A 16,930-nucleotide genomic window follows, 5' to 3' on the forward strand; every position below is an offset into this window, starting at 1 on the left:
TTTACACCCAGTCTTCTTCCAGCTCCTGATTGAGCTCGAACCACTCCTCTTCGAGCGTGGCAATCTCGGCTTTCAGGGCTTCCATCTGGTCGTGGACTTCCTGTGCCTTCTTCGCGTCGGTCAGCGTGACAAACGTCTTCTGCAGTTCCTGTCGCTCGTCGTCCAGCGAAGCAATTTTCTTCTCAATCTTGTTGAGCTGCTTGCGGGGGTCCTGGGATCCCTTTCGCTTCTTTGGCTTTCCGGCTTTGGGAGCCGATCCGCCGGAAGCGGCGGGCACTCCGGTGCGCTCGGCTTCGTGATCGTCGATTTCTTTCTCGACCCGATACAGGTACGTCTCGTAATCGCCGGGATAGTCGGCGACGTGGCCATCTTTCACTTCGATCACCTGAGTCGCGATCCGTCGCACGAAGTGACGATCGTGGCTGGTGAAGATGATCGTGCCTTCATAGGTGAGTAAAGCATCGGCGAGAGCTTCGAGGGTTTCGACGTCGAGGTGGTTGCCCGGTTCGTCGAGGATGAGGACATTGCATTTGCTCAGCAGCAGGCCGGCCAGACAGAGTCGAGCCCGTTCCCCCCCGCTCAATACTTTGATTGGCTTCTGGATCAGTGGACCTCGAAACAGAAAACTGCCGGCGACATCGAGCACCTGCTGAGTCGTGACTTCGACAGCCGACTCGCTTTCCAGATACTGCTGTACGGTCCAGTCCTGAGGCAGCGAGGTATAGACGTGTTGGGCATAGACGCCGATATCGCAGTTATGTCCCCAGCGTGGTTCGCCTTCCATCGGCTTAAGTGAACCAACGATCGTTCGCAGCAGAGTCGTTTTTCCCTGTCCGTTGTCCCCGACCACAGCGGTACGGGAACCATGATCGATCTCGAAGGAAACGTTCTCGGCGACCTTGTGATCCGGGTAGCCGATCGTAATGCCTTCGCAGCGAAGGGCAGGGCCCTTGCGGGCTATGACCTGAGGCACGCGGATGCGGACGCGCGATTCGTCCTCTTCAATGTCGATCAACTCCAGTCGATCGAGTTGCTTGGCTTTGTTTCGGGCCTGAGCAGCGGTGCTCGCCCGAGCGCGGTTCTTGTCGATGAACCGTTCGAGTTGTTTCATCTTGGCCTGGGTTGCCGCGTTGACTCGCGCGTCGTGCTCCCGCTGTATTGCTTTGGCTTCGAGGAACTTCTCGACATTGCCGGTGTACATGGTCAGCTCGCCGCGAGACAGTTCCAGCGTGTGCGTGCAGGTCGCTTTGAGGAAGCCGCGGTCGTGCGACACGATCAGGCAGCCGGCTTTAAAATGCCGCAGGAAGTGCTCAAGCAGGATCTGAGTGCGAAGATCCAGGAAGTTCGTCGGTTCGTCCAGAACGAGCAGATTCGGGTCGTGCAGGAGCAGCGAGGCCAGCTTCACACGGGTCTGCCATCCGCCCGACAGTTCTTTCACAGGTCCTTCGAGATAGGCTCCCTTGATTTCGAACTCGGCGGCGACTTCGCCACACTTCCAGTCCGGCTCGCCCGAATCGCGCATGAGAAAATCAAGAGCCGATTCGCCCGGTTCGAACGGATCGTGCTGTTGCAGATAGCCGACGCGGAGGCTGGGATGCCGAATGATCTCGCCGCGATCGAGCTCTTCCTGACCGAGCAGGACCCGACACAGGGTCGATTTTCCCGCGCCGTTGCGACCGATGAAGCCGACTTTGTCGCCGTCTTTCAATGCCACGCTGGCATGATCGAGGAGGGTTTGGGAGCCGTAGCTCTTGGTCGCATCTTGAAGTTGCAGCAGAACGGACATGGAAGGAAACTGGCCAGGTGAACGAAGGAGGATATGGAGCGTGTGGAATCCTATCTCGAACGCTGGACGCCGTCATCAGCATCCAGCGGGGAATTGGCAGGAAATCTCAACAAAGGCGGAGGTTGAGACCGCTTCGAGATCCGGGAGTGTCGGGTTCGTAGGAGCCGTCGATCGCGAGATCACACTGCTGGGCAGGCCGGGCCAGCCCGCGGTGACACCCCTCCGTGCAGACCCTGAAGAAGGGCCTCTTTTAGTGGTCGTCTTCTTTGTGCGGTCCCATCTGCGACATGAGGTAATTCTGGATCCCAATTTTTTCGATCAGTTCGAGCTGGGATTCGAGCCAGTCGACGTGTTCTTCGGACTGGACGAGAATCCTGTCGAGCAGATCGCGGGTGCCGGGATCGTTTTCCTCGTGGCAGAGCTGAATGGCGTCGCGATACGCGTTGACGCCCTTCGTTTCCAGAGCGAGGTCGTACTCAAACTGGGTTTTGACGTCGTCCCCGACCCGAATGACATCGTAACGGGCGATCTCGGGCACACCTTCCAGGAACAGGATTCGATCGATCAGCCACTCGGCGTGCTTCATTTCGCCGATCGATTCCTGGTAGTGCTTAGCGCCGAGGATGTGCAGAGCCCAGTTCTGACACATTTTAGCCTGAATGAAATACTGGTTGATGGCGGTCAGTTCGATGGTCAAACCGGCATTCAGGGCTTCGATAACCTTGGGGCTCCCCTTCATCACTCACTCCTCGATCGTTGAAAAATTCCTGTGAACAGTCCCTGATTGTAAAGCAATGACGGGCCCTCGCCAACCGTCGGAAACTTCTGGCGAAGTCGCGAAAGCCTATAAAACAGGGATTGAGAACCGGTCTCAGGGCAAACTTAATGTAATGTTTGCAACGGAAACGAGATTTCCAAAATTCTCTTCACCGCCGGAGTCCCTTCCGATACAGTCCCGGTCCTGCACGACAGGCACAACATCCTTTCCGCCTGTCGACCCAATCAAAACCGAAACGATTCCGTTCGTCCCTGAACGGTCCGATTCTCCCCTCCCTGAACCTCACATCCAACTGCCCATCTTCTAGTTGATGCACGCCTCAGTCTGCATCGATGGCGAAGGAGTTCCTCCCCATGAAGTGGACCCGTTACACCCTGCTTTGTTCCTGTTGCGTCCTGGCTGTGAGCCAGATCGCCTGCACCGGCGTGCCCCGGCGTCATCTGCGGATGAGCCAGCATCGTGCGATGCGTCTCTACGCCGAGAATCAGGAACTCATGAACGAGAATGGTACACTGGCCATGCAGTCGTATCAGTCTCAGGAAGCCATGACCGCAATGGCTCAAGAGCAGCAGATGCTCTCTCAGCAGCTCGCCCAGGCCCAGCATCAGCTCGATATCTCGAATCAGCGACTGGCGAACCTGACCAGCGAGCGCAGCGAACTGCATGCTCGATACAAGAACCTGCTCATCCGCTCGCGGACCCAGCAGAGTCCGCTTTCAGAAGAAGCGACCCGTCGGTTTCAGGAACTGGCCCGTCGGTACCCGGACTTCGAGTTCGATCCGATCACCGGCGTGAGTAAATTCCACTCCGACATCCTGTTCTCATCGGGAAGTGCCAACCTGCGGGACTCGGCTTCGCCGTTGCTGCGGGATCTGGCTCAGATCATGAACGATGGTCCGGCTCGCAACTTGAACCTGCTCGTGGTCGGACACACCGACGATCAACCGATTCATAACGCGGGGGTCAACCATCCGACCAACTGGCATCTGTCGACCAACCGGGCTAACTCCGTGTTGATGGCTCTGAAAGAAAGCGGGATCTCCGATCATCGCCTCGGATCAGCCGGCTACGGCGATACACAGCCGCTCGTGCCTAACACGAACAGCCATGCCCGCCAGCGAAACCGCCGCGTCGAGATCTTCGTTCTGGCCCCGGACGCCGTGGTGGCCGGCTGGGACCCCAGACACGTCCGATAACGGACCGAAACGAAAAAAGGCGTCGCGAGTGATCACTCGCGACGCCTTTTTTTATGACTGATCGGTCAGCTTACGGGAAGATGAAAAACAGACCCGTGTAGACTTCCGCAGTGACGAAGGCCGCTTTCAGGCTGATGGGCACCTGGTGGTACAGCTTCGGAGCCTCGCAGTCGCCCGGACGGAAGTAGCCCAGCGGATAGACGCACTTGGCGACCGGCTTCAGACACATCTGATACGGCAAACCCAGGAACTGCCAGTTGAATCGGGAGACCGAAACGAACGGCTGAAGGAGCGGGTGATGCATGTGTCCATAACGCTCCAGCTGCGGATCTTCGAAGTACAGCGGGTAGTAGTTAATGTTCGAAGCGGCCCAGCAGTACTGCAGGTGAGCAAACTGTCGTGTGTGGGAGACTTCGTCGCCCGGCAATTCGCTGATCTCCGGGCACTTCGAGTTACTCGAGCTCGGCATCAGGTGAGCGAATTCCGCGCGAGGACAGAAGTGCCGCGTTGGATCCACTTCCCGTAGCGAAGCATCGGGTTCGTAAGTGACGTAGGGGGAGATGTCGGAGAGCGGCTTGATTCGCTCATCCAGGAACGGAGAGTTCTCAATCTCTTTTTCTGTGGCTTCGATTTCTGGAGTCTGCAGTGTCGAGACCGTCGAATACTGAGGCTCGATCGGCATCGGCAGTTCGATCAGCAGTTGCGGCTGCGTGCTGTCTTTGGTGACAGAAGGCGTTCCGACACTGCGAGTGATGACCGCTTTTCGAGCCGTTACCGTTTGCGGTGGCAGCTCCTCTGCAGAAGCGCGATCAGCCGAGACTTGTTTGGAAGCGATCGTCTGCTCGTCCTTCTGCTCGAACTGGAACATCTCCTCGTAGATGGCGACGTTGTCGTCGTCGACCTTCCCCGAGCCGTTGGTCACGGGTGGGGCAGGAATCGGAGCGTCCTTCGGAGCGGCTGGGACCGAGGGCACCGGCATCAGTTCCGGATGATTCTGGAACAGCGGCCGGGCGGGCGGAGCCGAACTCGGCGGCGCGGGATCGTACAGTTCGATCGGACCTGTCGGAGTCGGCACCGGGCGGCGGCCCGATTCGATCTCGAGTCGCATTGGAGCCCGTGGCGGAGCCGGCGTCCAATCCGGAGGAGTCGGTGTGGGTAGACCGGCGATATCCGGAGGCGTCGGTGTTGGCAGTGGAGAATCCGGAGACGGGTTCAGCGGCTGTCCGTCGTCGCCAATCTCTTCGCCTTTGTCATTCCGCCGGCGTTCGCGGCGTTCTTCCCGGTATTCGCGGCGATCGGCCGCGCGTTCCCGCAGTGATTTCCATCGCGTTTCCGCGGAGCGACCGCGGAGTCGATCCAGCGGGCTCTCGGCTGCTCGACTTCCCGCGGTGAGCCAGAGCGTGAGCGTGACGAGAATCACCCCGAGAGCGACGAGGCGCCCGTCAATTCTTCTCGCCGGGCGAATGCTCGGCGGTGTAGTTGGGTGCTTCTTGTGTGATTGCGATGTCATGCGGATGGTTCTCCCTCACCGTAGCCGCCGAGATTTTGATGAACTTCGCCTGGACACGCAGCTCCTCGATTGATCGCACGCCCAGGTATCCCATCCCGGCCCGCAATCCTCCGACGAGCTGGTAGAGGAAGTGATTGAGATGACCTTTGTAGGCCACACGACCCTCGACTCCCTCCGGGACCAGCTTTTTGGCGGACTTTTTCTTCCCGTCTTCGTCGACCAGCGACTGTCGATAACGGTCGCTGCTCCCTTTCACCATCGCACCCATCGAGCCCATGCCGCGATATTGCTTGAAGGACCGGCCCTGGTACAGAATCATTTCTCCCGGACTTTCGTCCAGGCCTGCCAGAAGTCCCCCGAGCATCACGGTGTGGGCACCCGAGGCGAGTGCTTTGGTGATGTCTCCGCTGTATCGAATTCCTCCATCGCCAATAATCGGAATATCTGAGGCGGCGGCGGCCTTGGCAGCAGAGCTGATCGCCGTCAATTGCGGCACTCCGACACCAGAAATGATACGGGTGGTGCAGATGCTGCCCGGGCCGATTCCGACCTTCACGGCATCCACGCCTGCATCGATTAACGCCTGAGCCCCTTCCGTGGTGGCAATGTTTCCGGCGATCACGTCAATCGAGTACTGACGTTTGATCTCCCGGACTGTTTCAATCACGTTGGACGAATGCCCGTGAGCCGAATCGACTACGAGTACGTCCACCCCCTTATTGATGAGCGCTTCAACGCGTTCAAAATCAAAGACTCCGACCGCGGCACCGACTCGCAGACGTCCGCGGGCATCTTTCGAAGCGCGCGGGAACTGCAGGTTCTTGTCGATGTCCTTGATCGTGATTAATCCCCTCAACTGGTATCGGTCATTTACCAGTAAAAGTTTCTCTACTTTATTCTCGCGCAGAATCCGCTCTGCTTCTTTCAAATCTGTTGTCTCAGAAGAGGTTACGAGCTTGTCCTTGGTCATGACTTCGGAGATTCTGGTGTCATCGGACTCCAGAAATCTCAGGTCCCGTCGTGTCAAAATCCCCTTCAAATACCCATCTTCCGTAATGGGAACGCCGCCGACGTTGCGTTCGTCCATCAGCTTGCGGGCCTGGGACACCGTGGCGGTCGGAGGAAGGGTGACCGGATCGACAATTACACCGTGCTCGCTCCGCTTGACGCGGTCGACTTCGAGGGCCTGCTGCTCAACGGTCATGTTCTTGTGAACGATGCCCATGCCACCTTCCTGAGCCATGGCGATCGCCATTTCGCTCTCGGTGACCGTATCCATGGGACTGGAAATAATGGGAACGTTGAGCGTGATATTGCGCGTGAGGCGAGTACTGATATCGACTTCGTCCGGCATGGCGTCGCTGTATGCCGGGACGAGGAGGACGTCGTCGAATGTCAAACCTTCAGTGAGGATGCGTTCCTGCATGAGACTACTCTTCGCTTGTTTCGCTTGCGGTTTCAGATTCGTTGATGCGGTGATATACGCGGTTGCTCAGTTCGACGAGCGTCTGCGGCTGGAGTTCTTCGGCTCGCGTTTTCTCGCCGAGCTCCATTTCGGTCATGATGTCGTCGATGACCTGTTTGTCGATCTGCTTGCGGTACATGCCGACCAGGACACTTCGCAGCATCTTTCGCCGTTGGTGGAACAGCCGGCGAACGAAGTCCTGCAGAAACGGCCGATTTGCGATCTGAGCCCGTCCTTTCGGATTGGGGACCAGCTTCATGACCGCTGAGTTCACCTTCGGTCGTGGCCAGAACACCGACGGAGGCAGCTTGTTCAGCAACTTCACGTAGCACTGCGACTGTAGCCAGACCGACAGGGCTCCGTAGGTGCTTTTCCCCGGCCGAGCCTGCATTCTCAGGCCGAGCTCGAGCTGAATGGTGACAATCATTCGCTCCCACGGAATATCTGTCGCGACCAGGTTGGACACGACCGGCGTGGCGATGTTGTATGGCAAATTGGCCACGAGTTTGAGCCGCCGGGACGGATCGACCGCCAGTTGCTTCTCGATTTCCGCCAGCACTTCGGGGGCGAAACGGTTCTTGTTGTGCAATGCGTCCTGCCGCATCAGCGTCAGATTGGGGCGATCCCCCAGCTGAGCCGACGCCAGAGCGTGCATGTTTCGGTCGAGCTCGACTGAGATCACATGAGCGGCGTATTCGGCCATGAAAGCGGTCATGCCGCCCGTGCCGGTGCCGACTTCAAGGATGACATCTTTCGGGCCAATTCTGGCCTCGCGAACGATGAAGTCGATGATGTTGAGATCGATCAGATAATTCTGACCGAGGTCCGTGCGAGGATTGATCCCGAACTGAGAGAGCAGGTCCTGCAGGTGTGTCTTGGTCTGGCGGAGAGCCTCGGTCATATAAGCGTCTGTAAATCAATGTGCGGGGCGGATATGTGGCCAATGATTTACTCAAGAATCATACGCGGCAAGGGGCGAAAACGGTAGGCATCTGGAGGAAGCTTTCGTCGAATTGACGGGGATTGACGAATCCATCGGAGCGGGCTTGTGGGCCGCGACGGCAATAGGGACCGAGGTGAAGCGACTTTAAATCGGGCAATGTTCATCAATTGACCACCTGAAAACCGTGGTGATATGACTTTTTTAGAACCGGTCATGTAACTTGTGTTGACGGTTCCTTAGTGAAACCCATTAGAATGCACGGCGATCACAGTACGGCGATCGCATAAGCTCGGCTTGCAGGCAACTGCAGGCGCTGTGGGGTTACCCCATGGTCGATTGATTGTTGACTTTACGATTGGAATGAAAAGGCGGCTTGGGCTTTCAAGCCACCCGTTTTCATTCGCGACAGGATCGGTTATACGAGCCGTACTGTGATCTCTTTTTTCGAGTCCCTCTGGCAGGAATCGTTTCCGGGTCTCTCGCCACGTGATTCGTGCGGGGGCTCTCACTGTCCATTGTTCTCATTGTCTGAAACAGCGCGATTTCTCGCACGTTCCTGTTATCATCGGGACCTGTCCAGCTTCGCATCATTCAACAGTTGCCTCCCATCCAGCGATGATCGACCCAAATGCTACTGCTTGAACTGCTGAAACGCCTGCTGTTTGGTTCGTCTGCAGTTTCCTCGAAAAAACGTGTGGTCGAAACCGCCTCGTCTCGTTCTGACGGCCGGTTCTCGCCGCCTGCTGAGGCCTCCGTTGCCGTTGCCGATAAGCCGCGCAAAAAACCCAGAGAAGAACAGACCTGGCCGATTCTACGGCCGTTGCGTCGCAAGAAGGTCCGGCCTGAGCGTGATGCCGCCGCGAACGCGGGCAGCAAGCAATACCCCTTCGCGTATCCGTATGTGGTTTCCGACGGCAGCTATCTCGACCTGACAAAGGATACCGATCGGGAGCGGCTCGATCGCTGGGATCTGCCTTACTTTGAAACTCCGACGCAGCTCGCCGAGTGGTTCAATCTGCCGCTGGGGCAACTCGCCTGGCTGACCGATCGGTTCAGCGATGGCAAACGCCCGGTCGACAAAAGCAAGGCCCACTACCGCTACCAGTGGCGAACGAAGCGCAGCGGGGGATACCGACTCATTGAAGCTCCGCTCCCGTTGATGCGACAGGTGCAGGAGCAGATTCTCGACGAAATTCTCGACCGTGTGCCGACCCACGATGCCGCTCATGGATTCTGTGCGGGCCGGTCCGTGGTCACCAATGCCGAGCCGCATGTCGGCCAGGCCGTCGTCGTGAAGTTCGACCTCGACAATTTCTACACCCGTGTCCGTTACTCGCGGGTCGTGGCGGTCTTCCGCAGCTTTGGATACTCGCGTGAAGTGGCGATCTGGCTGGCGAGGCTGAGTACCTCGGCCATTCCGGCCAACCTCGATTTCCCGGGACGGCAGCCGAAACGGTTGAGACTGTTTCTACCGAGACACCTGCCTCAGGGCGCCCCGACTTCGCCCTGCATGGCGAATCTGGTGGCCTTTTCGCTCGACGTTCGGCTGTCCGGTCTGGCGAAGTCCTTCGGAGCGACCTACACGCGGTATGGAGACGACCTGACCTTCTCGGGGGACGAGTCCTATCTCCGTTCCCTGCGGGTGTTCATTCCGCTGGCGCATCAGATCATCCGCCAGGAACGCTTCGTTCTGAACGGCAAGAAGAAGCAGATCCGCCGCCGCGTGAGCCAGCAGAAAGTCACTGGCGTTGTCGTCAACGACAAAACGAACATCCCGCGGAAAGAATTCGACCGCCTCAAAGCCACACTGCACAATTGCGTCCAGCACGGCCCGGATTCGCAGAATCACGATCAGCATCCTAACTTCCGAGCCCATCTCCGCGGACGCATTGCCTACGTGCAGCAGTTGAATGAACATCGTGGCAACAAACTGCTCAGCCTCTATCAGGCCATCAACTGGTCGTAGATGTCACGCGGGTTAGGCGAGAGGATGAGGGGAAACGCGGGGGCCATACCTCGCAGACCGAGGATTCCCGATTTGCGGGGAACGCGGCCGGCTGATCGCCCCGCTCATCCGGAATTGGGAATTCACCCGGAGTGCCGAGTCCGAAGGGCGGCCGGTGTTCAGGATTTGTGAATTTTACCGCGGAAGAGCCCTGTTTTCCCGGTGAAAACCGCTCTTTTCGCAAATGATGATTAGTGGTACATTTCGCGGCTCCTGCGTACGTTGCTCTCGCAGCAATCCTAGAAACTCAGTCGCTGTAGCGGTCGTACCTGTCCCTCCGAAGCTACGACAAATCGATCGACAAGGATGTCGTCTCATGAAACTCTGTCGCTTCCCCGTGACTTCACCTTCTGCGCTGCTTTGCTGTCTCACGCTGTTTGCCAGCGCATGGTCTACGACCGTCTCAGCTCAACAGGGAAATGCTCCTGGTCAGGCTCAGGTCCAGACTCCTGCTCCTGAAGGCCCGCAGTTGAGTCCGGAACTCAATTTCATCCTGGATAACTGGGAGAAAGCCGGCGACGTGACCGAGCGGCTTGAAGGCAAGCATATCCGCTACATCTACGACCACGTATTCTTTGTCGAAAAGTGGGCCGCCGGCGAGTTCTACTACGAAGCTCCCGACAAAGGTCGGCTCGACCTGGCCGCGCCGTCGGCCTTTGAAAAAGGGAAAAAGCGGGTTCGAAACGGCAAAGAATACACGATTGAAGCCGATAAGCCGGAACGCTGGATCTGCGATGGCACGCAGGTTTACGCCATCGATGAAGATCGCCGGGAGTACCAGCGTTTGCCGATTCCGATCGACAGTCGCGGCAAGAATATTGTCGATGGTCCACTGCCGTTTCTGTTCGGCATCTCTAAAGAGAAGGTGCTGATGCGGTATCACGTGATGCTGCACACGGCCGAAACCGGTGGCAAGCACGATCTGAATCAGGGCATCATTCACCTTCGCGTCAAGCCGCTCTGGCAGCAGGACGCCGCCAACTGGCAGGAAGCCGAAGTGATGCTGAATGCCAAATCCTATTTGCCGAGTGCGATCAAGCTGATCCATCCCGGTGGGAATGCGGAGACGGTTTACGTGTTCCAGGATGTCGTACGAAACGCCGAGCAGAGCCTGGTGCGTCAGCTGTGGAAGGGGAACCCTTTCGAGCCGAGCCTGCGCGGCTATAAAGAACTGACGGCAACAGCAGCGGAGCCTGGAACAGAAGCCCCAGTAAGACGATGAAATCGGCTGGATTGATGTGATCGACTGCAAAAAGTTTACTTAACGAACCAGATTGCTTCTGGATTTCTGAGGGCAGACTCGCCACAATACGGGCGCGTTTTCTTCAGTATTTTTCATGACGCGAAGCGAACTGAGTTCAGGATAATTCATGGCGACGATGGATCCCGCAGTGAAAACACATAAACCGTATCATCGCAATGCATACGAGTTTGTTTTCGACTCTCTGCGTTACACGCAGGAGATGCTCAATCGGGGGCATGTGGTCGACGAGATGACCGAAGACTCCGCGCACATCTCGGGCCGGGAACTGCTCGAAGGTGTCCGTCTGCTCGCTTTGGAGCGGTTTGGACTGCTCTCGCAGATGGTCTTCCGCTCCTGGGGCATCAAGTCGACAGAAGACTTTGGCCGTATCGTCTTCGAACTGGTCGAACGTGGCGAGATGAAGAAGACCGAACGGGACAGCATCAGCGACTTCGTACACGTTTACGAGTTCGAAGAAGCCTTCGACGACAACTACGTCATCGATCTTCGCGAAGCCTTCAAGGTCGACCGCTAAGCCTCTGCGATTGCTGGTTTCCTGGTCGTTATCGGAAACCGTTGACTGATTCTCTCCGGGGCGATTCCGAAAGAACCGGGCTCATGCCGCCAGCTCAGGAAGCCGATGCCGTTCCTGCCGAAACGCGCGGCCGTCGCCGGGATCCTCGCTTTTATCTGGCGCTGGGAATTGGACTCGTCTGGCTTCTCATTCTAGCCGGCCTCTCTCTCTGGACCGCCAATCCCGTGACGGTGAACCGCGAACAGCTCCTGCTGGCCGATGCGGTTATCATCGCTGAGATTGTCGAGCCCACGGGCGAAGTCAAAGTGTCGTCGATTCTGAAAGGTCGAGCCGACGGCGATTTGCAGCCGGAATCGAGAGTCTCAATCCACCGTGCTGGGGATCACTGGAACGCAGGCGAAAACCGCGTGCTGCCGTTGACGCGGGATGCGAATGGAAACTGGACCATCGCCCCGGCTCCGCTGCCCGACACGGTGCATCTCGATTACCCGGCTACTGACGAGGTGCTGGAGCAGGTCGACGAGATTCTGCAGCGCCCTCGTTCCTGAGTCCGGCCGATTACTCGGGGATAATGCATCCTCCCAGTCGCTTACGTCTTCCGCTTCCGCTTGGAGGGGTACGGCTCGGCCAGTTGTCTCTCGACGTGCTTGAAGACGAATCCAGACGCCAGAGCGACGATTTCCAACACGATGAAAACCGTCGGCAGCCAGAGTCGTTTGGAGAAATGCCACGAGATCACCGCCGGGGCGTTTGGCAGCTGGTGGAGTCCTCGGTAACCGAAGAGTGCCACGGACTTCGCCCATAGGGTGGCAACGTGAACCCGGGTGATTCGCACCCGCCGTGTTTCCTGGGTGTCGGCGGGTTCGTCGGTTACGGTCGGAGCGTGAGCTTCAACGTACGATCCAGCCAGAGAGCACCAGCCGAACGCGGCGATAATCACCATAACGCTGGCCACCACCCAGGTGAGTGACAGTCCGGATTCCTGCATGTGAGCACTTCCCAAAATCTGTCCAGAAGCTGCAACAACCCCGGCGGAACTTATATAAAAGTGTCCACTGAGGTGGTAGTCTCATCGGCAGGGACGACTGCGCGGTCCGGCTTCCTCATCTGGCGCAAGCCCTAACGATTGTGAGATTTTCGGCACGAAAATATTCTGAAATCGCCAACGATTCGGGTTGATTGCTCGTATCGGGGTAGGGGTGGTCATATACTCCAGATCGTTTTTTCGCGGGGAGCGTCTGCGCATTCTCCGCTCTTGTCGTCGGGCATTCAGCTCGCGGCTGGTCTTTCGTGAAACATCTTTTCTATCCATCTGACGCAGCTTGGTGGTAAGGCCCGAGGCATGAATCAACCGGAAAATGTGATCGAGATTCGCAATCTCTCCAAAGTCTACCGCGATTTCTGGGGGCGCAAGAAAGTCCAGGCTCTCAAGTCGTTGAGCCTCGAAGTTCGCAAAGGGGAGATCTTCGGTCTCCTTGGTCCGAACGGTTCCGGCAAGACCACCACGATGAAACTGCTGCTCGGACTGCTCTTTCCGACCGGCGGTGATGTCAGCATTTTCGGCGAGCCGGCTTCGAACGTCGAAAAGAACGAACGCATCGGGTATCTGCCGGAAGAGTCGTATCTGTACCGCTTCCTGAATGCGGAAGAGACACTCGACTTCTACGGTCGTCTGTTCAACATGCCGGCTGATGTTCGCAAGAAGCGTTGTGATGAACTCATTCAGCAGGTCGGCATTCAGCACGCCCGTAAACGACAGCTCAAAGAGTATTCCAAGGGGATGACCCGTCGTATCGGCCTGGCTCAGGCGCTGATCAACGATCCCGATCTGGTTCTGCTCGACGAACCGACCTCCGGTCTGGATCCGATCGGTACCCGCGACATGAAAGACATGATTCTGAAGCTCCGCGATCAGGGCAAAACCGTGGTGATGTGTTCGCACCTTCTGGCCGACGTTCAGGATGTGTGTGACCGGATCGCGATTCTCTACGGCGGCGAACTCAAGGTCATCGGCCGCGTCGAAGAGCTGCTCAAGTCGAAGGAACAGGAACAGATCCTGACCAGCACGCTGAGCGACGAAGCTCTCAACGAAGTCAAAGCCGTTCTCAAGAAGCACAATGCCGACTTCATCTCGGCCGACCGGCCGACCTCGACTCTGGAAGACCTGTTCCTCAAAACGGTGCAGATCAGCCAGGCTCAGCCCGGGAAACGGTTTGTGGCCGAAGGGGGCGACCAGGGCGAATCTCCTCTCGACGACGAGCAGAAGGCCGCCGAGAACAAGACCGCCGAGAACAAGGCGAGCACCTGAGTCGTCGACTGAAGGGCCACGCTCCCGGCGAGGTCCGCACACATGCCAATGATTCCGGATTCATCATCCGTAGCATCTTTTGATATTCATTCTCTTGCGGAGTACCTCGATCAATGTCCTTTGACGTTGTCGGATTTGATTTTCTCGAAGGACTGACGCACTTCCTGAAAGTGTTCGGCGGCATTCTCGCTGCTGCTCTGGTCGTGTCCCTTGTTATCGCCTTCCTGAAGTACGGGCCTCGCGGTTTCGGACTGTTCTTCAAGACCATCTGGCAGGCGGTCGTCGATTTCGTACATACCTCGCCGCGCCGGGTGTGGGCGATCACGATGCTCACCTGGAAAGAATCGAGCCGAAAGAAGGCTCTGTTCGTCTTCGTGGTCTTCGCGTTGCTCATCATGTTCGCCGGCTGGTTCCTCCGGTCCTCGGTTGACCGGCCCGATCTGCAGCTCAAGGTCTACGTGAAGTTCGTGCTGACCGCGATCTCCTGGCTGACGCTGCCCGTGGTCCTGCTGCTCGCCTGCTGGGGGCTGCCGACCGACATCAAGAACCGTTCGCTGCACACGGTAGTGACCAAGCCGACGCGTCGTCATGAAGTGGTCCTGGGACGCTTCTTCGGATTCTCTCTCGTCGGAACTGTGGTTCTGCTTGTTATGGGAGTCATCGGCTACTTCTGGACCGTGGGACAGATGCCGGCCGGGGCGAAGTCGGAACTCGTGGGCCGTGTCCCGGTCTATGGTGACATGACTTACTCCAACCGCGAGGGGAATCGTCGTCAGGACACGAGCGAAGAGTCGAGCGGAGTTAACGTCGGCGACATCTGGGAATTCCGCAGTTATATCGAAGGGGGAACGAAGTCCCGAACCTTCTACGACTTCGACAACCTGAATGTCAGCGCCATCCGCAATGCCGGCCAGTTCCGGATCGAATACAACTTCGAAGCGTTCCGCACGCACAAAGGGGATATCGACAAGCGTCTGGCCTGCCAGATGACGATCGTCAATAACACCAACGGACTACGTGTCCCCCTGCCGATTTTCGAGGTGCACGAATTCAGTAACCGGGCCGCGGATAAGACCATTGTCCTGGGCGGCACCGACGAAGACGGCAACAGTATTGACACTGTCACCTATAATGAAGAAGCAACCAACGAACTGAAGACGGTGAACCTGTACGACGAGGTTCTCGAAGGGGGCGACATCACGATTGAAGTGCAATGTCTCGACCCCGGTCAGTTCCTGGGAATGGCGCGTCCCGACCTGTTTATCCGCATGCCGGACCGCTCGTTCGCCTCAACTTATTTCAAGGCGGTCTTCGGAATCTGGCTGCAGATGGTGCTGATCATCGTGATCGGTGTGACGGCCAGCTGTTTCGTGAAGGGACCCGTGGCGACGCTGCTCACCTTCGGTATTCTGGTCGTGGGAACCGGCTTCAGCGAACTGATGCAGGGGCTGGCAGCCGGGCAGACAGAAGGTGGCGGACCATTCGAGTCGGCCTACCGGATGTTTATGCACCTGAATCCGACGACCGGGTTCGATGATGGTCCGCTGAAAACCGTGATCACTCTGGTGGACCAGATTGCCATCGGCTTCCTCTGGACGGTGCAGCACCTGTTCCCGCGGTTCGAGTACTACAACATGATTCCATTCGTGGCGAACGGCTTTGATGTGCCCTGGAGAGCATCGCTTCTCCCGAGCATTGCCGTGACCCTCGCCTTTGTTATTCCGTGTCTTATTCTCGGTTACTTCTCACTGCAATTAAGAGAAATGGAAGCGAAATGAATCGCATTTCGTCACAGCAGCGAAAATTGGTTTACCTCATTGCGATGGGCTTGCTGCTCGCTCCAATCGTCTACTTCGGCGCTCCGGGCGACGGGTCGGACGATTCCGGCGGCCAGCTGTCCCAGCTTCGCAGTGAATACGATCTGGGCGAAACGAGCCTCGGCAACGTCGATCCGGCTTCTGCCACGATGAACCTCGTTCTGCTGGGGCTGAGGGGCATCGCCTCGAACATGCTTTGGGGGCAGGCCGTTGAGCAGAAGGATCAGAAAGACTGGGCCGGACTGCGGGCTACGGTCGACTCGATCGTCCTGTTGCAGCCACACTTCAAGCAGGTGTGGGAGTTCCAGGGCTGGAATCTGGCCTACAACGTCTCCGCAGAATGGGACGGCGTCGCTGACCGCTACGAGTGGGTCAAGGAAGGCGCGAAGTTCATGATCAAAGGAAGCGACCGCAATCAGAAGTATCCGGAGCTCGCCTGGGAAACCGGTCGAATTCTGGGGCAGAAAATCGGTCGTGCGGATGAAAAGAAATACTTCCGGGAGTACTTCCTGGATGACCCGACCCGCGAAGGCGGCGGTCCGGATCCGGACGTGAACCCGGACGGAAAAGATAACTATCTGGCGGCCAAGGACTGGTTCGTTCGGGCCAACGAAGTCGAAGACCAGCCGGGCATTTCTCAGAGTCGACTCGCTCGCGTGCTGTTCCGTTCGTATCCGGTTCGCTCGCAGATTGACTATGCCGATACCTTCCAGTCGGAAGGGAAGTTCGACGAGATCGAGCGTATTCGGGAAGCCTGGGAAGTGGCCTCGACCGAGCTGCGAAACGACTGGGGTTCGGAACGCTTCATGACGCCCGCCGGAGCCATCATTCTCGAAGCCAACGACGAGGCCCTGGAGGCGATCGTCAAAGAAGAAGGGGAACGATTCTCCCTGGCCGAAAAGCGGGAATGGGTGAACCGTCGACAGAACATGTCGAACTACCGTTACTGGCGTCTGCGGTGTCAGGTCGAATCGGAAGAAGAGACCATCAATGCTCACCGCAACCTGTTCCTCGGCAAGCGGGCTCTCATCGATCGTGGAGACGTGGTCGAGGCGGAGCGACTGCTGACCGAAGGGATGGTCGCCATGGAAGAGATTCTTTCCGAATGGCCGGAACTGGAGCAGGAAGACAACTTCCGCGAGGAATGTCTGAAAGCTGTCGTGCTGTGGCGTGGTGCCAAGCAGGCGCAGGGTAAGGACGTGCCTGCCGACTTCCCGTTGAGGAATCTCTGGGATTCGTATCCAACCGAAGCGGCCGAGTACACCGAACTGTTCCGCACGCTCTACGGCGGCTGATCGCTCGGAATCTCTGGAACTTCATTTGACCTGCCGCACGATTCACGCA

General features: G+C 57.6%; 14 protein-coding genes. 8 read left to right on the forward strand and 6 right to left on the reverse strand.

The features are described from left to right. Position 1: 1 nt before the first annotated feature. Both L1A08_RS06655 and bfr read right to left on the reverse strand, forming a co-directional pair. A complete protein-coding gene (locus tag L1A08_RS06655; protein WP_238755535.1) occupies positions 2-1,786 on the reverse strand; it encodes an ABC-F family ATP-binding cassette domain-containing protein in 1,785 nt (594 codons plus the stop codon). A gap of 250 nt (positions 1,787-2,036) precedes the next feature. After that, positions 2,037-2,525 (reverse strand): bacterioferritin, encoded by a 489-nt coding sequence (gene bfr, locus L1A08_RS06660; protein WP_238755536.1) that lies wholly within the window; start codon positions 2,523-2,525, stop codon positions 2,037-2,039. 392 nt (positions 2,526-2,917) lie between these two features. Between bfr and L1A08_RS06665 the strand changes: the two genes are divergently transcribed. Next, positions 2,918-3,760 (forward strand): OmpA/MotB family protein, encoded by an 843-nt coding sequence (locus L1A08_RS06665; RefSeq protein WP_238755537.1) that lies wholly within the window; start codon positions 2,918-2,920, stop codon positions 3,758-3,760. 70 nt (positions 3,761-3,830) lie between these two features. Here L1A08_RS06665 and L1A08_RS06670 read toward each other — a convergent pair whose 3' ends face one another. From L1A08_RS06670 to rsmA, 3 genes are read right to left on the reverse strand one after another with little or no spacing between them, the layout of a single operon-like run. Beyond that, positions 3,831-5,270: a hypothetical protein gene (locus L1A08_RS06670; RefSeq protein ID WP_238755538.1), complete on the reverse strand. Its 1,440-nt coding sequence runs from the start codon at positions 5,268-5,270 to the stop codon at positions 3,831-3,833. Then, positions 5,203-6,696 carry an IMP dehydrogenase gene (guaB, locus tag L1A08_RS06675; RefSeq protein WP_238755539.1) on the reverse strand — a complete coding sequence of 498 codons (1,494 nt, stop codon included), beginning with the start codon at positions 6,694-6,696 and terminating at the stop codon, positions 5,203-5,205. The genes L1A08_RS06670 and guaB overlap by 68 nt, the downstream gene beginning before the upstream one ends. A 4-nt stretch (positions 6,697-6,700) precedes the next feature. Then, positions 6,701-7,636: a 16S rRNA (adenine(1518)-N(6)/adenine(1519)-N(6))-dimethyltransferase RsmA gene (gene rsmA, locus L1A08_RS06680; RefSeq protein WP_238755540.1), complete on the reverse strand. Its 936-nt coding sequence runs from the start codon at positions 7,634-7,636 to the stop codon at positions 6,701-6,703. Between the two features lie 670 nt (positions 7,637-8,306). On the opposite strand from rsmA, the gene L1A08_RS06685 reads away from it, so the two are divergent. The 4 genes from L1A08_RS06685 to L1A08_RS06700 all read left to right on the forward strand — a co-directional run bounded on the left by L1A08_RS06685 (position 8,307) and on the right by L1A08_RS06700 (position 12,009). Continuing rightward, positions 8,307-9,644: a reverse transcriptase family protein gene (locus L1A08_RS06685; protein ID WP_238755541.1), complete on the forward strand. Its 1,338-nt coding sequence runs from the start codon at positions 8,307-8,309 to the stop codon at positions 9,642-9,644. 355 nt (positions 9,645-9,999) lie between these two features. Continuing rightward, positions 10,000-10,905, forward strand: a complete 906-nt coding sequence (locus tag L1A08_RS06690) for a hypothetical protein (protein WP_238755542.1) — start codon at positions 10,000-10,002, stop codon at positions 10,903-10,905. 148 nt (positions 10,906-11,053) lie between these two features. Beyond that, entirely contained in the window at positions 11,054-11,461 is a 408-nt protein-coding gene (locus L1A08_RS06695) for a Minf_1886 family protein (protein WP_238755543.1), read from the forward strand. A gap of 83 nt (positions 11,462-11,544) precedes the next feature. Further along, positions 11,545-12,009: a hypothetical protein gene (locus L1A08_RS06700; protein WP_238755544.1), complete on the forward strand. Its 465-nt coding sequence runs from the start codon at positions 11,545-11,547 to the stop codon at positions 12,007-12,009. Positions 12,010-12,050: 41 nt separating this feature from the next. Here L1A08_RS06700 and L1A08_RS06705 read toward each other — a convergent pair whose 3' ends face one another. Beyond that, on the reverse strand, positions 12,051-12,449 hold the full coding sequence (locus L1A08_RS06705; RefSeq protein ID WP_238755545.1) for a hypothetical protein: 399 nt from the start codon (positions 12,447-12,449) through the stop codon (positions 12,051-12,053). Positions 12,450-12,803: 354 nt separating this feature from the next. Between L1A08_RS06705 and L1A08_RS06710 the strand changes: the two genes are divergently transcribed. The 3 genes from L1A08_RS06710 to L1A08_RS06720 all read left to right on the forward strand — a co-directional run bounded on the left by L1A08_RS06710 (position 12,804) and on the right by L1A08_RS06720 (position 16,881). Further along, positions 12,804-13,769, forward strand: coding sequence for an ABC transporter ATP-binding protein (locus L1A08_RS06710; protein ID WP_238755546.1), 966 nt, complete (start codon positions 12,804-12,806; stop codon positions 13,767-13,769). A 113-nt stretch (positions 13,770-13,882) separates the two neighbouring features. Further along, on the forward strand, positions 13,883-15,547 hold the full coding sequence (locus L1A08_RS06715) for an ABC transporter permease (protein WP_238755547.1): 1,665 nt from the start codon (positions 13,883-13,885) through the stop codon (positions 15,545-15,547). Continuing rightward, positions 15,544-16,881: a hypothetical protein gene (locus tag L1A08_RS06720; protein WP_238755548.1), complete on the forward strand. Its 1,338-nt coding sequence runs from the start codon at positions 15,544-15,546 to the stop codon at positions 16,879-16,881. Before L1A08_RS06715 ends, L1A08_RS06720 begins: the two co-directional genes overlap by 4 nt. The last annotated feature ends 49 nt before the right edge of the window (positions 16,882-16,930 follow it).

This window comes from Rubinisphaera margarita (assembly GCF_022267515.1).
GTDB classification, from domain to species: Bacteria; Planctomycetota; Planctomycetia; order Planctomycetales; family Planctomycetaceae; genus Rubinisphaera; species Rubinisphaera margarita.